Annotated in this window: 13 protein-coding genes; 3 read left to right on the top strand and 10 right to left on the bottom strand. The window is 74.4% G+C overall.

Annotation, left to right across the window (positions count from 1 at the left end; translation table 11 throughout):
- The 4 genes from GQ466_RS25450 to grpE all read right to left on the bottom strand — a co-directional run bounded on the left by GQ466_RS25450 (window position 1) and on the right by grpE (window position 6,359).
- Complete coding sequence (locus GQ466_RS25450) at window positions 1-1,236, bottom strand: TRAFAC clade GTPase domain-containing protein (RefSeq protein ID WP_337193625.1); 1,236 nt, start codon at window positions 1,234-1,236, stop codon at window positions 1-3.
- Window positions 1,237-1,245: 9 nt separating this feature from the next.
- On the bottom strand, window positions 1,246-3,837 hold the full coding sequence (locus GQ466_RS25445) for a SaeA-related protein (RefSeq protein ID WP_161105564.1): 2,592 nt from the start codon (window positions 3,835-3,837) through the stop codon (window positions 1,246-1,248).
- A gap of 250 nt (window positions 3,838-4,087) precedes the next feature.
- Window positions 4,088-5,671: an Hsp70 family protein gene (locus tag GQ466_RS25440; RefSeq protein ID WP_161105563.1), complete on the bottom strand. Its 1,584-nt coding sequence runs from the start codon at window positions 5,669-5,671 to the stop codon at window positions 4,088-4,090.
- Between the two features lie 34 nt (window positions 5,672-5,705).
- Window positions 5,706-6,359: a nucleotide exchange factor GrpE gene (gene grpE / locus GQ466_RS25435; RefSeq protein WP_161105562.1), complete on the bottom strand. Its 654-nt coding sequence runs from the start codon at window positions 6,357-6,359 to the stop codon at window positions 5,706-5,708.
- Window positions 6,360-6,555: 196 nt separating this feature from the next.
- Here grpE and GQ466_RS25430 point away from each other — a divergent pair, with 196 nt between their 5' ends.
- The gene (locus GQ466_RS25430; RefSeq protein ID WP_161105747.1) at window positions 6,556-7,206 is read left to right on the top strand and encodes an ACT domain-containing protein; all 651 of its coding nucleotides are present in this window, start codon (window positions 6,556-6,558) and stop codon (window positions 7,204-7,206) included.
- A gap of 93 nt (window positions 7,207-7,299) precedes the next feature.
- Here the strand turns inward: GQ466_RS25430 and GQ466_RS25425 are convergent, their stop codons facing one another.
- From GQ466_RS25425 to GQ466_RS32975, 3 genes are all read right to left on the bottom strand, one after another.
- Complete coding sequence (locus tag GQ466_RS25425; RefSeq protein ID WP_337193624.1) at window positions 7,300-8,184, bottom strand: carbohydrate kinase family protein; 885 nt, start codon at window positions 8,182-8,184, stop codon at window positions 7,300-7,302.
- Window positions 8,185-8,289: 105 nt separating this feature from the next.
- Window positions 8,290-9,285, bottom strand: coding sequence for an ADP-ribosylglycohydrolase family protein (locus GQ466_RS25420; protein WP_161105561.1), 996 nt, complete (start codon window positions 9,283-9,285; stop codon window positions 8,290-8,292).
- Window positions 9,282-9,923, bottom strand: a complete 642-nt coding sequence (locus GQ466_RS32975) for a helix-turn-helix domain-containing protein (protein WP_337193623.1) — start codon at window positions 9,921-9,923, stop codon at window positions 9,282-9,284. Before GQ466_RS32975 ends, GQ466_RS25420 begins: the two co-directional genes overlap by 4 nt.
- 63 nt (window positions 9,924-9,986) lie before the next feature.
- On the opposite strand from GQ466_RS32975, the gene GQ466_RS25410 reads away from it, so the two are divergent.
- A complete protein-coding gene (locus GQ466_RS25410; protein WP_161105560.1) occupies window positions 9,987-10,577 on the top strand; it encodes a Uma2 family endonuclease in 591 nt (196 codons plus the stop codon).
- A 1-nt stretch (window position 10,578) separates the two neighbouring features.
- Here GQ466_RS25410 and GQ466_RS25405 read toward each other — a convergent pair whose 3' ends face one another.
- The 3 genes from GQ466_RS25405 to sbnA are packed head-to-tail and all read right to left on the bottom strand — an operon-like array spanning window position 10,579 to window position 12,901.
- The gene (locus GQ466_RS25405; protein WP_161105559.1) at window positions 10,579-10,818 is read right to left on the bottom strand and encodes a hypothetical protein; all 240 of its coding nucleotides are present in this window, start codon (window positions 10,816-10,818) and stop codon (window positions 10,579-10,581) included.
- Between the two features lie 35 nt (window positions 10,819-10,853).
- On the bottom strand, window positions 10,854-11,879 hold the full coding sequence (gene sbnB, locus GQ466_RS25400; protein ID WP_161105558.1) for a 2,3-diaminopropionate biosynthesis protein SbnB: 1,026 nt from the start codon (window positions 11,877-11,879) through the stop codon (window positions 10,854-10,856).
- Between the two features lie 32 nt (window positions 11,880-11,911).
- On the bottom strand, window positions 11,912-12,901 hold the full coding sequence (sbnA, locus tag GQ466_RS25395; RefSeq protein WP_161105557.1) for a 2,3-diaminopropionate biosynthesis protein SbnA: 990 nt from the start codon (window positions 12,899-12,901) through the stop codon (window positions 11,912-11,914).
- Window positions 12,902-13,266: 365 nt separating this feature from the next.
- On the opposite strand from sbnA, the gene GQ466_RS25390 reads away from it, so the two are divergent.
- Complete coding sequence (locus GQ466_RS25390) at window positions 13,267-14,778, top strand: amino acid adenylation domain-containing protein (protein ID WP_161105556.1); 1,512 nt, start codon at window positions 13,267-13,269, stop codon at window positions 14,776-14,778.
- Window positions 14,779-15,112: the final 334 nt, after the last annotated feature.

The raw sequence follows: 15,112 nt of genomic DNA, 5'->3' as shown, positions 1-15,112 counted from the left end.
TCACGCTCCCCGACCTCGAACCCCGTCCAGCATGCCGAACCGGTACAGCAGCCACAACAGCGGATCCTCGGCCCGATGCGGCCGGACGCCGCCCGGCCCGACCCGCCCGTTCTCCGGCACGCCGCCGAGCGCCGACAGCCCGAACAGCGCGAAGTCGGCGTACTGCTGCCCGAGGAAGGTCTCCAGCCGTCCGGCCTGCCACTCGTGCAGCAGCGACCGGACCTGCTCGTGGACGGCGTCGCGGTCGTCCAGGTCCAGCACGCCCGTGCCCGACCGCGTCCGGTGCAGCGCCGACTGCCGCGCCATCTCCGGCACCAGAACGTCGATCTTGGTGAGCGCCACCGCGACCGGCACCGGCAGCCGCTCGCCCGGCTTCATCCCGCGCCGCAGCCGCAGCGCCTCGGTCACCCGCGCGATGATGTTCACCGGCTCGGCGTCGGGATCGGCGTCGGGCGGCGGCGGCGACCCGGCGAGCGCCGAGCCCGCGCCCGGCAGCTCCAGCGGGTCGACCAGGAAGATGATCGCGTCCGCCGCCTCCAGGTACCGCAGGTGCAGGTCGCGGACCTCCCGGCTGCGCAGGTCCTCGCCCGCCGTGTCGAACAGCACCAGCGCCAGCGAGTCGGTGCGCTCGCGCGCGAACCGGCCGCGCCGCGTCCGCGTCAGCAGGTAGACGAGCGGCTCGCGCGGCGACGTCGCGGCGGACGCCGTCGTCGGCAGCAGGCGGCGCTCCTCCAGCAGCGGACGCGCGAAGTCCCGCTTGTAGCGCTCGATCGTCCGGTCGTCGCAGGCGACCAGGGACGCGTCCAGCTCCGTCCCGACCCGGTTCATCAGCTCGTGCAGCAGCACCGCGATGTAGGTGCTCTTGCCCGCGTTCTTCGCGCCGACCAGCGCCACGATCCGGCCCGGCGCCTCGCAGTACGCCGACGGCAGCGGATTGTGGCACTCGCCGCACACCCGGCTGCCCGTCGGCTGCCCGCACGCCGGGCAGTCCGCCCGGCCGCCCCGGCCCGGCGCGGCGAACACCGGCGGCAGCGACGCGCCCGCCGCCGACCCGGTGTAGGCCGCCAGCCGCTCGTCCAGCACCGGCGCGCAGCCCGCCCGGCGGCCCGCCTGCCCCCGGCACCGGAACGGGATCCGGTGCGCGGACGTCACGGCGAAGCAGTACGGGCAGGTGACGGCCTGCCGGGACGGGACCTTCGGCAGGCTCACCCGGGGCGCGAGCGGCGAACGGGACACGGGGACCTCCTACTTGGCGACCCGGAGGGAGCGGACGGGGGGGTCGCCGAGTTCGATCACATCATCATCGGCGAAGCACCGCAGCCAGTAGGGCCCCGCGACACGCGGGAGATCGACCGTCACCTCGCCCGGCACCGGCACCGACTCCCACACCTGGACCGTCTCCCCGTCGCCCGCGCGGTGCGGCATCACCCGTCCCTCGCGCAGCACCAGCTCCAGCCGGCCGATCCGCGCGGCCCGTCCCGCGCTGAGCCGGACCGTCAGCGACCGGCGCCACGGCGGGCCGCCGCGCACCAGCTCGTAGGCGACGACCGTCCGCGCCGCCACCCGCGCCGACACCGCCGGGCCCGTCAGCCGCCCGTCCCCGGCCGTCCCGACCGCCGCGACCGTCACCTCCACCGGCTCGTCCTCGGGCACCGGCAGCCGGAGCCCGCCCTGCGTGTCGTAGGCCGCGCGGGTCACCGCCCGCCTCGTCACCGGACGGCCGTCGCCGCTGCGCCCCACCCGGAACGCCACCTCGACCTCGGCGGCGTCGCCCGGCCAGTCGAACCCGAGATGGACGTGCCCGCCGCGCCGGTCGGCGACCACGCGTCCCGGCGGGGGCAGGTGGACGTGCCGGTGGTGCGCTCCGATGGCCGCGAACCCGCCCGCCACCGTCACCGCCATGATCCAGCCCGCCGAGCCCGGCCGCACCCGCAGCCCGCCCGGCGCCGGATCCGACGGCAGCCGCCGCACGACGCCGCGCAGCTCCGCCACCGGGAGCAGCGCGCTGCGCGGCCACGGCGGCGGCTCGTGCGTCAGGACCAGCTCGACCGTCCCGTGCCCCGGCGGGTCGAACCGGACGAACAGGGCGTCCGGGTCGGCCGGGTCCGGGGCGGCGGCCAGCTCGAACACCGGGTCGGGCGGCGCGCTCGGCGCGGCGGACCGCCGGACGCCCGGCGTCACGACCTCGCGTCCGTCGGCGTCCAGGTAGACGGCCGCGATCAGGTAGTGGTGCGTCGCCTCGTTCGGGACGATCTCGGAGAACCCGTCGCGCGTCGCGGGCACGCGGTGGCCGTCGCGCGTCACCCGTACCCCGGCGGCCTCGGCGGGCAGCCGCCACCGGCCCGTCACGACGCCGTCGCCCGCCGCCACCGCCACGTCCGCCGGTTCCGGGCGGACGACCACCGGGCCGGTCACCACCGGCGCCGACGCCGCCTCGCCGCGCACGGCCGTCACCGCGTAGTACAGCGGGGCGTTCACCGGCGGGCGTTCGTCTCGGCCGCCGACGAGCGGTTCGCCGTCGGCCGCGCCGCGCGGTGGACGGTCGCGGCGCCGCACCACGTGGTACCGGACGTCGCCCGCCGTGGACGGCGACGGCTCGAAGAACAGCCGGACCGTCGTGCCGCCCGCCGTCACGTCCACGTCCGCGCGCACCGCCGGGACGGGCTCGGGCGGCAGCCGCCGCTGGAGTTCGGCCGCGCCGGGCAGGTCGCCGACCAGGCGCAGCGCGTCGGCCAGCAGCCGCCACGCGCGGTCGGGGTCGGTCTCGGCCGCCGCCTGCTCGCGCAGCCGCACCGCCGCCTCGACGCGCCTGCGCGCCTCGGCCGCGAGCACCGCCGCCTCGTCCGGGGCGTCGTTGTCCAGGCCGCCGTCGGCCATCTCCGCCGCCGCGTAGACCTCGCCCGCGTCCAGCAGCGCCCGCAGCCGCGCCGCGACGCCGCCGCCCCCGCCCGACTCCCGGACGATCGCGAACACCAGCCGCCGCGCGTCGCCCGGCTCGATCCCGAGGTCTTCCATCGCGAACCGCAGCAGCGCCCGCTCCGACGCCCGCTGCCGCGCCCGCTCCCGCAACCGCTCCACGATGTCGTAGCGGACGAGCTCGGACGGGTCGGCGTCCGAGCGCAGGCCCGCCAGGATCGTCCCGGCGTGCGTCGTGCTCGTGTCCCGGCTGCGCCGCGCCCACGCCGCGACCGCCGCCTCCACCGCCGCCGCGTCCAGCGTCACGCCCGCCGCCGCGAACCCGTCCAGCACGCGCATCGGGCCGGTCAGGCGCTCGCCGAACAGGAAGTCGGGCAGATGGCGGCGGCCGAGGACGTCCAGCGACTCCCGCACCTTCGGATACGCCGCGTACGGCGCCGTCGGCGGCAGCCGGTCCGGCTCGCGGACGTCGATCCGCTCGACGGCGGCCAACGCGCGGCCCTCGTCCGCCGGGACGCCCGCCGCCCGCGCGATCGCCTCCACCTCGGCCGGCGTCACCATCCGCAGCGCGCCCGCCGCGTCCGCCAGCCGCGCCCGCACGGCCTCGCGCCGCCGCTCGTCGCGCTCCCGCCCGCCCCGCAGCCGCTCCGCCAGCGGCCGGACGTCGCCGCGCTCGGCCGCCGCGAACACCGCCGCCAGCTCCCGGTGCTCGGCCTCCAGCCGGTCCACCAGCCGCCGGTACTTCAGCTGCCCACGAGCCCGCCGCCAGCACTGCCGGACCTGCTTCACCGCCGCCGCGACCGCCGCGGGCTCCAACGGCTCCCGCAACATGTACCGGACGCGCAGATCCTCCGGCGGCTGATCCCCGGCGGCCCGAGCGGGCTCAAGAACAGCCCGCCTGTACTCCTCGTCCGTGTTCATGGCCTCGCTCCGCTCGGCGGGGCGGGCGCGCCTTCAGCCGCGCGCTTCCCTCGTCGCTCTGGTCGCAAGCTCCCGCCGCTCCTCAGTCCAGCGCGCGGCGCGCGCCCGCCGCTCATCCGCCCGTTCCCGTTCGAGGGGCGGGCGGCCCTTCGTTCGCGGCGTTCCTCGTCGCGCGCGCTCGTGCCTTGCTGCGCGCGGTCGTCGGGCTTGGGGCGAGGGGAACGAGCGGGGGGTTCGGGGGCACGGGGGGTCAGCTCACCTGGACGCGGGACAGGGCGGTGCGGGAGCGTTCGACCTCCTCTTCGGACATGCCGCCCACGTCGATCTTGAGGTCCAGGCGCTCGCCCTTCTCCTTCTCCACCGCCGCCACGTTCAGGAGCCCGGACGCGTCGAGTTGGAACGTCACCTCGATCGGCCAGCCCGCGCGCTTGCCCGCCGGGATGCGGATGTCGCCGGCCGCGATCTCGTTGTTGTCGAGCAGGTCGGGGGACTCGACGCTGCCGGCCTGCTCCATCACCCTGACGTCCGCCGAGTCCTGGTCGTCGAAGACCGTGAAGAAGTCCTCCGAGCGCGCGGCGGGCAGCTCGTCGTTGGCGTGGACGAGGTGCGCGACGCTCTCCTCGCCCGTCTCCCGGTCCACCACGACGATGCCGAAGGCGTGCGAGGCGACCGTGCGGATCGTCCGGCCCGCGATCTGGCGCTGCTGCTCGGCGGACAGGCCCGCCCGGTTCGCCATCTCCTCGGCGCGCTCGGCCGCGCCCTCGCGCACCAGGCGGCGGTAGGTCTCCTCGAACGCGTACAGCGCCGCGCCCTTGGCCACCGCCAGGTCGGGGTCCTGGAGGCGGGCGCGCAGGCCGAGTTCGGTCTCCAGCCGCGCCGCCACGACCGGCATCTTCGTGGAGCCGCCGACGAGCACCAGGTCGTCGTAGTCGTGGACGCCCTTCTCCGCCGCCGTCGCGAGCGTCCGCCCGGTGATCTCGATCGTCCGGTCCAGCAGGTCGCGGGTCAGGTCCTCCAGCTTCTCCCGCGTCAGCTCGACCGCCGCGACCCGCCCGTCGTGCATGACCCGGACGGTGTGGACGGTCCGCGTCGTCAGCGACTTCTTGGCGTCCTCGGCGTCCCGGCGGAGCTGCTGCTCGGTCTGCGGGTCGTCCAGCGGGTCGGACGCGCCGGGGTGCTCGGCGAGGAACCGCTCGGCGAGGAACTCCACGATCCGCGCGTCCCAGTCCGCGCCGCCCAGCTCGTGGTCGCCGTCGGTGCAGACGACCTCGATGTGCCCGCCGCGCAGCGCGATCACCGTCGTGTCGAACGTTCCGCCGCCGAGGTCGTAGACGAGGATCGTCCGGTCGGCGTCGGGGTTCAGCACCCCGTAGGTGATCGCCGCCGCGATCGGCTCGGACACGATGTCGATGACGTTCAGGCCCGCGATCCGGCCCGCCTTGTGCGTGGCGTCCCGCTCGGCCGCGCCGAAGTACGCCGGGACGGTGATCACCACGTCCCGCGCCTCCTCGCCCGCGCTGGTGCGCGCGTCGGTGGCGAGCTTCAGCAGGATGAACGCCGACAGCTCCTCGGGCTTGAAGTCGATGCCGTGGATGCGGCGCGTGACGTCCCGGCCCATGTCGCGCTTGATGAGGCTGACGACGTTGCCGGGGTCCAGCACCGCGGTGTCCTTGGCGGTCGCGCCCACCACGACGTTGTCGCCGCTCTCGAAGTACACCACCGACGGGGTCGTGTCGGTGCCCTCCAGGTTCCGCAGGACCGCGGGGCGTCCCACATCGTCGATGGAGGCAATGCAGGAGTACGTGGTTCCCAGGTCGATCCCGTAGACAGCCATGTCCCTCTTCACCTATCGGTACCGCGTTCGGTGCTCATCGTCTCGCTCGGTCCGGCTCGGCGCAGCCGTTCTCGGCGGCGGGGGCGTCCCGGGCCGCCGGGACGGTCCGGGCGACGCTCACCTCGGCCTTGCGGACGACCCGTCCGTCGCGCTCGAACCCGTCCCCGGACACGGCGGTGATCATGCCGTCCAGCTCGGCGTCCGCGACGGTCTCCACGGCCACCGGACGGTGCCGGGACGCGTCGTAGGGCTCGCCGGGCGCGGCGGTGAAGCGCTCCACGCCCGAGCGGGCGAGCGCGTCGGCGATGTCGTCGGCGAGGGCGGCGAGCACGGCGGCGGCGCCGGCCGGGTCGGGCGGCTCGTCCCCGGCCCAGCGGCGGGCCTCGCGGCGGGCGAGGTCGTGGCAGCGGTACAGCGCGGCGCGCAGCGGCTCCAGGGCGCCCTCCAGCTCGCCGCGGCGCAGCCGCTGGTTCTCCTCGTGCAGCCGGTCGATGACGGCCTCCCGGTGCGCGGCCCGCTCGTGCTCGCGGTCGAGCCTGGATCCGAGGGCCGCCAGCGCCGCGAGGATCTCCCCGTGCGGAGGCTCGGCCGGGGGTTCCGGCGGAGGCTCGTGCGGAGGGACGACGCCCTCGTCCGGAGGGTCCGACGCGGGGTCGGCGCTGACAGCGGGATCCGGGTCGCTCGACACGTGCAGTCACCTTAACGCTCCGGGCGGGCACCGGGTAGGCCCACCGATGTCGTGAGTATGTGGCGAGTATCGCGCGCTCACGGCTCCGACCGCTGGTTTCTCACCGCGGATACATCGGGGTAACACTCTGGAAACGGGCTTCGACCAGGGTGAACGCCGGTGCCGATTCGTGCGGTGCCGGAAGCGGGAGGTGACGATGTTGCTGCGGGTACGGGTGCGGCTGCCCGATCGTCCGGGCGCGCTCGGGCAGGTCGCGCGGACGCTCGGCGCGGCGGGGGCCGACGTGGCCCAGATGGCCGTCCTGGAGCGCGACGGCGGCCGTGCGCTGGACGACTTCACCGTCGCCTGGCCCGCCGGCGCGGGCATCGAGCGGCTCTGCGACGGGCTGGCCGCGATCACCGGCGTGGACATCGTGGGCATCTGGCCGACCGTCGAGCCGCAGGGCGCGTTCCCCGACGCCGAGCTGCTCGGCCATCTCGTCGCCGACCCCTCGCGCGGGCCGCTGACGCTCGCCGACGCCGTCCCGGCGCTGCTCAGCGCGGACTGGGCGGCGCTCGCCGAGATCGGCCCGGACGGCCCGGTCGCCCTGCACGTCAGCCTCGGCGGCGCGGCCGGGGTCGAGCTGCCGGCGCTGGAGCCGCTGCGTCCGCGCGCGTTCACCGCGCCGGACGGCACCCAGTTCGCCGTCGCGCCGATGCCCGAGGACATCGTGCTGGTCGTGGCCCGGACGGGCGCGCCGCCGTTCCACCGCTCGGAGGTGTTCCGGCTGGAGCAGCTCGTCCGCGCGGCGGCGGCGGTGTTCGCGGCGCGGGGAACGATGGAGGAACTCGTCCAGAATTCCTCCTGACGATGAAACCGGGACGAACGTGGCGGCGTCCATGTTCTCAGGACGGTCTCCGGACGCGGGCGGCGCGGCCCGCGTCCGGAGACCGTTTCCGTCTCAGAGCATCGCCTTGAGCGACGACAGGCAGAGCGCCGCGCCCCGCACGACGGTCGCGGCGGCGGCGATGCCCCACCGCGCCGCCTCCGCCGGGCCGAGGCCGCGCAGCAGCGCCGTGAGGAACCCGGCGCTGAACGCGTCGCCGCGCCCGGCGGCCCCGACGACCTCGGGCTCGGACGCGGGGGCGGGCAGCCGCTCGACGCCCGCGCCGGACGCCAGCAGCCCGCCGTGCTCGCCGAGCGTCACGACCACCGCCGCCGGTCCCTCGGCGAGGATCGCCCGCGCCGCCGCGACCGGGTCGGACGCGCCGGTCAGCGCCAGCGCCTGCTGCTCGTCGGGCAGCACGTAGTCGGCGTGCCGCAGGAACGGCGCCGCGTTCTGGAGCAGTTCGGGGACGGTCGAGGACAGGTCCATCGTGACGGCCGTCCCGGTGGCGCGGGCGGCCTCCAGCGCGGTGAAGAACGCGGGGTCGTTGAGGCCGAACGCGACGTCCGGGCCGCCGAGGTGGACGGCGTCGGCGGCGGCCAGCAGCGCCGGGTCCACCGCGCCGGGGGTGAGGGTGACGTTGGCGCCGGGGACGTGCAGGGCCGAGCGCTCGCCGTCCGCGCGGACCGCGAGCACCGCCGCGCCGGTCCGCTCGCCGGTGCGCCGGACGAGCCCGCTCACGTCCACGCCCGCGCGGGTCATGACGCGGGTCAGCAGGTCGCCGAGGTCGTCGTCGCCGATCGCGCCGACCGAGACGACGTCGTTGCCGAGCCGGGCGAGCGCGACCGCCGTCCCGGCCGCGGCGCCCGCGGCGGCCACGTCGATCCGCTCGACCGGGACCTCCGCGCCGCCCGCCGGGAGCCGGTCCACCGGACGCGCCAGGACCTCGACGGAGTGCACCCCGAGGTGACGACGGCCATGCGCTTCCCCCCTGCGGTTCTCCGCCGTCAGGGTACGCGCGGACGGATCATGACCCGGCCCGCTCGCCGGATCCGGACGCGGAGGTCAGTCCCAGGCGGCGCCCGCGCGGGCGAGCCGGGGCGCGTACTCGACGCGGTCCGCCCAGGCGCGCGGCCAGGCGTCCAGGCCGTGCCGGGCGCCCGCGAACGCGCCCGCGAGGCACGCGATCGAGTCGGAGTCGCCGGAGCTGACGGCGCCGCGCCGGATCGCGCGCACCGGGTCGCCGGGGAACAGCAGGAAGCACAGCAGCGCGGTCGCGAACGCCTCCTCGGCCACCCAGCCCGCGCCGGTGACCGCGCACGGGTCGGCGGACGGGTCGGGCGCGGCGAGCGCGGCGTCGAGCCGGTCCAGGACGGCCAGGCACTCGTCCCAGCCGCGCGCCGCGAACGCCTCGGGGGAGTCGACGCCGGGCCGCTTCCACAGGTCGCCGAGCCAGCGCTCGTGGTAGGTCGTCCGCTGGGCGTGCGCGTGGGCGCGCAGGGCGCCGGGCAGCGCGGACGGCTCCAGCCCGGTGCGCAGCCACCACACGGTGAACGCGGTCAGCTCGCTGGCGGCCAGCCCGGTCGGGTGCCCGTGGGTCAGCGCGGCCTGGAGCTGCGCGGCCCCGGCGCGGTCGGCGTCGCTCCACCCGGGGACGAGCCCGACGGGCGTGACCCGCATGTTCGCCCCGCACCCCTTCGACCCCGCCTGCGTCGCCTCGACCCAAGGCAGACCATCGGCGAGCCCGCCGCAAGCGCGCAAACACGTCATCCCGGGCGCACGATTGTTCTCGGGACTCTCGGCCCACGCGACGAACCGCCGACCCCAGATCGCCGCCAGCCGCTCCGGCGACGGCTCGCCGCCCGCCTCGATCAGCCCCTCGGCGACCGCGAGCCCCATCTGCGTGTCGTCGGTGACGCGCCACGGATCGCCCTCGGGACCGCCCGGACCGTCGTCCCCGTACCGGGCGCGGATCTCGTCCAGACCGAGGAACTCGGTGGGCGCGCCCAGCGCGTCCCCGTACGCCAGCCCGAACATCGACCCGCTCGCCCGCAACGTCATGCCGGGCATTCTCCCCGATTCCCGTCGCGGAAGGCGCCGGGCGTCACCCCGTAGCACCGGACGAACCAGCGCGTCAGATGGCTCTGGTCGGCGAACCCGCTCGCCGCCGCCGCGTCGGCGAGCGGCCGTCCCGCCGCGATGAGCCGCCGCGCCGTGCGGAGCCGCAGCAGCCGCTGGTACTCGCTCGGCGCCATCCCGTACGCCGTCCGGAAAGCCCGGTAGAGCGCGAACCGGCTGACGCCCGCCTCTGCGGCCAGCTCGTCGGCGGCCACGTCCGCGAGCGGCGCGGCGCGCAGCCGGTCCCGTGCGATCCGCGCCGCGCGCGGCCCCGCCGCCGGACAGGCGCCGCGCGGACGCCGGGTCGCGGCGCGGCCGACCATCGCGGCGACCGCGCCCGTCAGCAGCTCGTCCCGGCGCAGCGCGGACGCGCCGCCGAGCAGCCCGGCGTGCAGCGCCCGCAGCCGGCACGCGAGCAGCGGGTCCGTCACGACGGGCGCGGCGAACAGCGGCGGCGCGGCCCGCCGTCCGGTCAGGTCCGCCAGCACCGCGCCGATCAGCTCCGGGCCGATGTGGACGATCCGGTACGTGAAACCGAGGGCGTCGGCCCGTACGCTGAAATCGTCATTGCCGGGGTTCACGATGAGTAGGCGAAAGGTGGCGCTCTGCTGCTATCGTCCTTGCGACGAGGAAAGGAGCAGGGCATGACCGCGATGGTTCATGACCAGCACGTGACACAGCAGGAGGCGGAGGACGCCCTCCTGGAGGGTTTCCTCGCCCTTGAAACCCCCGAGGGCTTCCGAGCCGAACTCATCGACGGAGAGATCGTCGTGTCGCCACCCCCCATCGACAGGCATGAGCGGATCATCACCAAGATCGTTAAGCAGGTGTACAAGAACAGCAGCGTCGATCTCGAAGGTGTTCAGAACGTCGGCTTCACCGTGCCGAGCGGAAGCGGGCGCCCGACGAGCCACGTGATCCCGGACATCGCGTTCGCGCCGACCGAAGCCGACTGCTTCGACCGGGGCCTCGTCTGGGGATCGACCGATGGCGTCGTCCTGGTCTGCGAGGTGACCTCCAGCCGCCCTGAGCGCGACCGGGAGACCAAACGTCGCTGCTATGCGGGAGCGGGCCTCTCGCTCTACCTTCTGGTCGACCGTGAGGCGCGGTCGACCACGTTGTTCCGGGACCCGGAGGGCAACGACTACCGGGCTTCGGTCACGGAACCGTTCGGCAAGGGCCTGCTGCTGCCCGAACCGTTCGGGTTCGAGCTGGACACGTCCGAGTTCACATAGGTCACTGCCACACGGACCAGTCGTGGGGGCCGAGGGTGTAGCCGTGGTCGGTGGCGTGGACGTGGTTGGCCTGGACGAGATGGTTCAGGGCCTGCCAGACGTCCTCTTCGGGCAGGTCCGTCATGTCCCGGAGGCGGTCGGCCTCGGCGGCGGAACCGTCCTGGCCGAGCGTCGCCACCGCCTCGTACACGATGAGGTCGACGTCCGAGAGGCCCTGGACGTCGGCGCGCTGCTCGCTCATGTCCGACGCCTGCCCGTCTCGGACGGGCCTATGCATCAGCCGTAGCGCTTCATCTCGTGGAAGAAGCCCGGAACCGTTTGCAGTTCGCCGGATTCGGTCACCCGGTCGTAGACGTGGCGGGCGACGGCGAGGTCCAGGACGCCGAGGCCGAACGGGGAGAAGATCACCGGGCGGTCGGCGGGCGGGGTCGCCGTGCCGGTGAGGACGTCGTAGAGGGTTCCGGCGACGAAGTCCCGGTTGCCCACCCGCTGCTCGGCCAGGTGCGGCGAGGTGTTGGCCTTCAGGCAGTGGTCGACGTCGTCCACGATGTTGTACGACGCCAGGATGATCTCGGGGGAGAGGTCCCGCAGCGACACGTGCAGCACGAGCGGGTTGTGCTCGAACCACTTCGGGTCGGTGACGTGCGGTTCGCCCGCGACGGTCGCGAAGACGATCAGGTCGGACGAGCGCACCAGGTCCTCGGCCGCGTCGTGGATCGTCACCGCGCCGGACCCGGTGCGCTCCAGGTAGTCGCGGAAGCCCTCGGCGTGCTCGCGCGACAGGTCGTGGACGTGCAGCTCGTCGAACGCGAACCCGTTCGCCGCCAGGTAGGTGTGGACGTACCGGGCGATCAGCCCGACGCCGAAGAACCCCGCGCGGCGCGGCCGGGCGCCGCGGGCGTCGGCGAGCCGGGCGGCGGCGAGGGCGGCGGACGCGGCGGTGCGGGCCGCGCTGATGATCGAACTCTCCAGGCACGCGAACGGGTAGCCGGTCGCGGTGTCGTTGAGGATCAGGACGGCCGACGCGCGCGGGATCCCGGCCGCGACGTTGCCGGGGAAGCTGGAGATCCACTTGATGCCGTGCACGTCGACCTCGCCGCCGACCGACGCGGGCAGCGCGATGATCCGGTTCGCGGGCTCGTCGGGGAAGCGCAGGAAGTAGGAGTCGGGGTTGACGGTCCGTCCCGCGCCGTGCAGCCGGTACGCGGCCTCGATCATGGCGGTGACCTCGCGCTCGCGCCCGCTGACGGCCGCGTGAACCTGGGCGCCGGAGATCACCGCGAAGGACGGGGGCTGCGTCATGACCGAAACTCCGTGAAATGTGTGGGCAGGTGTCAAACGCCGAGGATATCGGCGCCGGGAAGGTGCAGTTCGTGCGCGATATCGGCGAAGTTCTCGCGCAGCCAGCTCTCCTCGTAGATCGAGTCGAGATAGCGTTCGCCGAGGTCGGGGGCGATCGCGACGGCGACCGGTTCCTCGCCGGGGTACTTGGCGGCGAGCCAGCGCGCCGCGCCGGACACGACCGTGCCGGTCGAGCCGCCGAACAGGAACCCGCGCGACGACAGCGCGTGGACGGTCCGGATCGTGTCGGTCTCGGGGACGTGGACGACGTCGTCGACGTAGGACTCGTCCACCAGCGCGGGCCGGCTGCTCGTGCCGAGCCCGGGGACCATGCGCCGCTCGGGGATGCCGCCGAACGTCACCGACCCGACCGCGTCCACGGCGACGATCGTGACGGGCCGGTCGTGCTCGCGGAAGTACCGGGCGCAGCCCATCAGCGTCCCGGTGGTGCCCGCGCCGACGAACAGGACCTCCAGATCGGGGAACTGACGGTCGATCGCGGGCGCGGTGCCGGAGTAGTGCGCCCGCCAGTTGTTGCTGTTGGCGTACTGGTTGAGCCAGACGTAGCCGCCGCCGGACTCGGTCAGCCCCCGGACGTAGTCGATGCGGCTCTGCAGGTAGCCGCCGTTCTCGTCCTTGGCGGAGATGACGCGGACCTCGGCGCCGAGGGCGCGCATCAGCCGCATCGAGGCCGGGTTGCAGCGCGGGTCGGTGACGCAGACGAAGCGGTGGCCGCGGTCGGCGGCGATGAGGCTGAGCGCGATGCCGAGGTTGCCCGAGGACGACTCCACGATCGTGCTGCCGGGGGTCAGCAGGCCGTCGCGCTCGGCCGCGGCGACCATCGCGGCGGCGGCCTTGAGTTTCACCGAGCCGGCGAAATTGAATCCCTCGCACTTGAGGTACAGCGGGCAGTCGAGTACCGGGCGCAGATCCACGTAGAGGTCGTCGACATTGAATTCCTGCGGCGAGGTGATGATGGGCACGCTGCCACCCTTGAGAGAATTACCGTGGAGGGACCGGCGGAAGTGGAGTGACCTTTTCTCGCGACTCCGGATATTCGCCGCGGTCAAGGTCCCGAGGGTCGCGTTCCGGAATTCGCGATGGCCGGCCGTTCCCCCGTCTTCCCCCGATGTCCGTCCCAGTTCTGGCCGGACTGGGGCGAAGTATCACGGTACCTTCGGCCATGTCCGGTGGCAAGCCCCGAGTTACCCGCGGGTACTATCGAATGCGCCGATTCGGTGAAGGCATGGACGAGCGGGACATAAGCTATCGCCGCGGTCAACGCGGGCCGGTGCGGCCGGTCCATTAGTGATGACGGTCGAGACGTCCCAGATCACGGAGAGTCAAGATGAATGCTGGCGTACGCGTCGCCGAACGGCTCCTGGATCACGGGGAGTTGCCCGTCCTTCCCGTCCCGGCCGCCGAGGTGGAGCGTGCGCGCGTCCTCGCCGCCCGGCACGGCATGACCGCCGAGCGCGCGATCGACCTCGCCGACCCCGTGATCGCGCGCGTCGAGCGGTTCGCCGCCGACCCGTCCCGCGTCGCGGTGGTGGACGGCGACGTCCGCCTCACCTACGCCGAGCTGGCGGTGCGCGCCCGGCAGACGGCCGCGTTCCTGGAAGCGCGCGGCGTCGAGCCGGGCACGGTCGTCGGCGTCGGCGGCGAGCGCGGCTGGGAGATCGTCGCGGCGTTCCTCGCGACCGAGCTGATCGGCGCGCTGTACGTGCCCGCCGACGCGACGTGGCCCGCCGCGCGCGTCCGCGACGTCCTCGCCCAGGCGGGCGCGGCGGTGCTGGTCGTCGCGGGCGAGCCGACCCCCGCGCTGCTGGCGGGCGCGGCCGAGGCCGGGTGCGCGGTGGAGCGCGCGGACGCCGCCGGCGCGTTCGACCCGTGGCCCGGCGCGCCCCGGCTGGACTCCCTCGACCAGCCCCGCTACGTGCTGTTCACCTCGGGTTCCACCGGTAAGCCGAAGGGCGCGGTGGTCGAGCACCAGGGCATGATCAACCACCTCTACGCCAAGATCACCGACCTCGGCATGACCGGGGCGGACGTCCTTGCGCAGACCGCGCCGCTCGGCTTCGACATCTCGGTCTGGCAGATGCTGTGCCCGCTCGTCCTCGGCGGCCGGGTCGAGATCGTCGGCGACGACGTCGCGCACGACCCGGTGGCGTTCGCGCGGGCGGTGGACGAGCGCGGCATCACGATCGTGGAGCTGGTCCCGACGATGGTCCGCCATCTGCTGGACGATCTCGCGGACGCCCCGGCGGGCGCGCTCGGCGGCCTGCGCTGGATGATCGCGACCGGCGAGGAGCTGCCCGCCGAGCTGTCGCGCCGCTGGCTGACGGCGCTGCCGCACGCCGGGCTGCTCAACGCCTACGGCCCGACCGAGTGCTCCGACGACGTCACGCACCACCGCGTCACCGCGCCCGACCTGGAGCTGCTGCGGCTGCCGATCGGCGCGCCGATCATCAACGCCCAGCTCTACGTGCTGCGCCGGGACGACGACGGCTCCTGGCGCGCGTGCGAGCTGGACGAGACCGGCGAGCTGTTCGTCGGCGGCGTGTGCGTCGGCCGGGGCTACCTCGGCAACCACGACCGGACGCGCGAGGCGTTCTATCAGGACCCGTTCGCCGCGACGCCGACCGGCCGGCTGTACCGGACGGGCGACGCGGTGCGGCTGCTGCCGGCGGGCGCGGGCGGGGCGGGCCGGCCGACGCTGCAGTACCTCGGCCGGGTCGACCGCCAGGTCAAGATCTCCGGCGTCCGGATGGAGCTGGGCGAGATCGAGGCGGTCCTGCAGCGGCATCCGGGGGTCGGCGCGGCGGCGGTCGTCGTGCACGAGTTTCCGGCCGGTTCCTGACCGTTCCGGAAGATCGTCTGTAACGCGCACGGAGCGTGACGACCGTCCGGACGTGGCCTCCGTCACTCATTGTCACCTGACGAGTGGCCAGGGTGCTCTCGGCGCACGATCCACCCGCCTCGTTTGTCACTCCGGTTAGCAATTTTCGCCGCCAAGTTCTGCATTGCGGGGCATTGCGAGGCATGTGACGGGCTGGTTAACTGTGGCTCCGCTACTCCTGAGTAGAGCACGTGGTCGAGGACGAACCCGTGCCGGACGTGCGGAAAGCGGTTCGTCCGGTGCAGGTCGGGCGCCCTGTCGGCGCGCGTCGGGTCGTGGCCGGACGAGGCGCGCG

This window comes from Actinomadura rayongensis (genome assembly GCF_009831215.1).
In the GTDB taxonomy this organism is placed as follows: Bacteria; Actinomycetota; Actinomycetes; order Streptosporangiales; family Streptosporangiaceae; genus Spirillospora; species Spirillospora rayongensis.
Note: the sequence above shows the minus strand (reverse complement) of the source record. Positions and strands in the feature narration are given on the sequence as shown.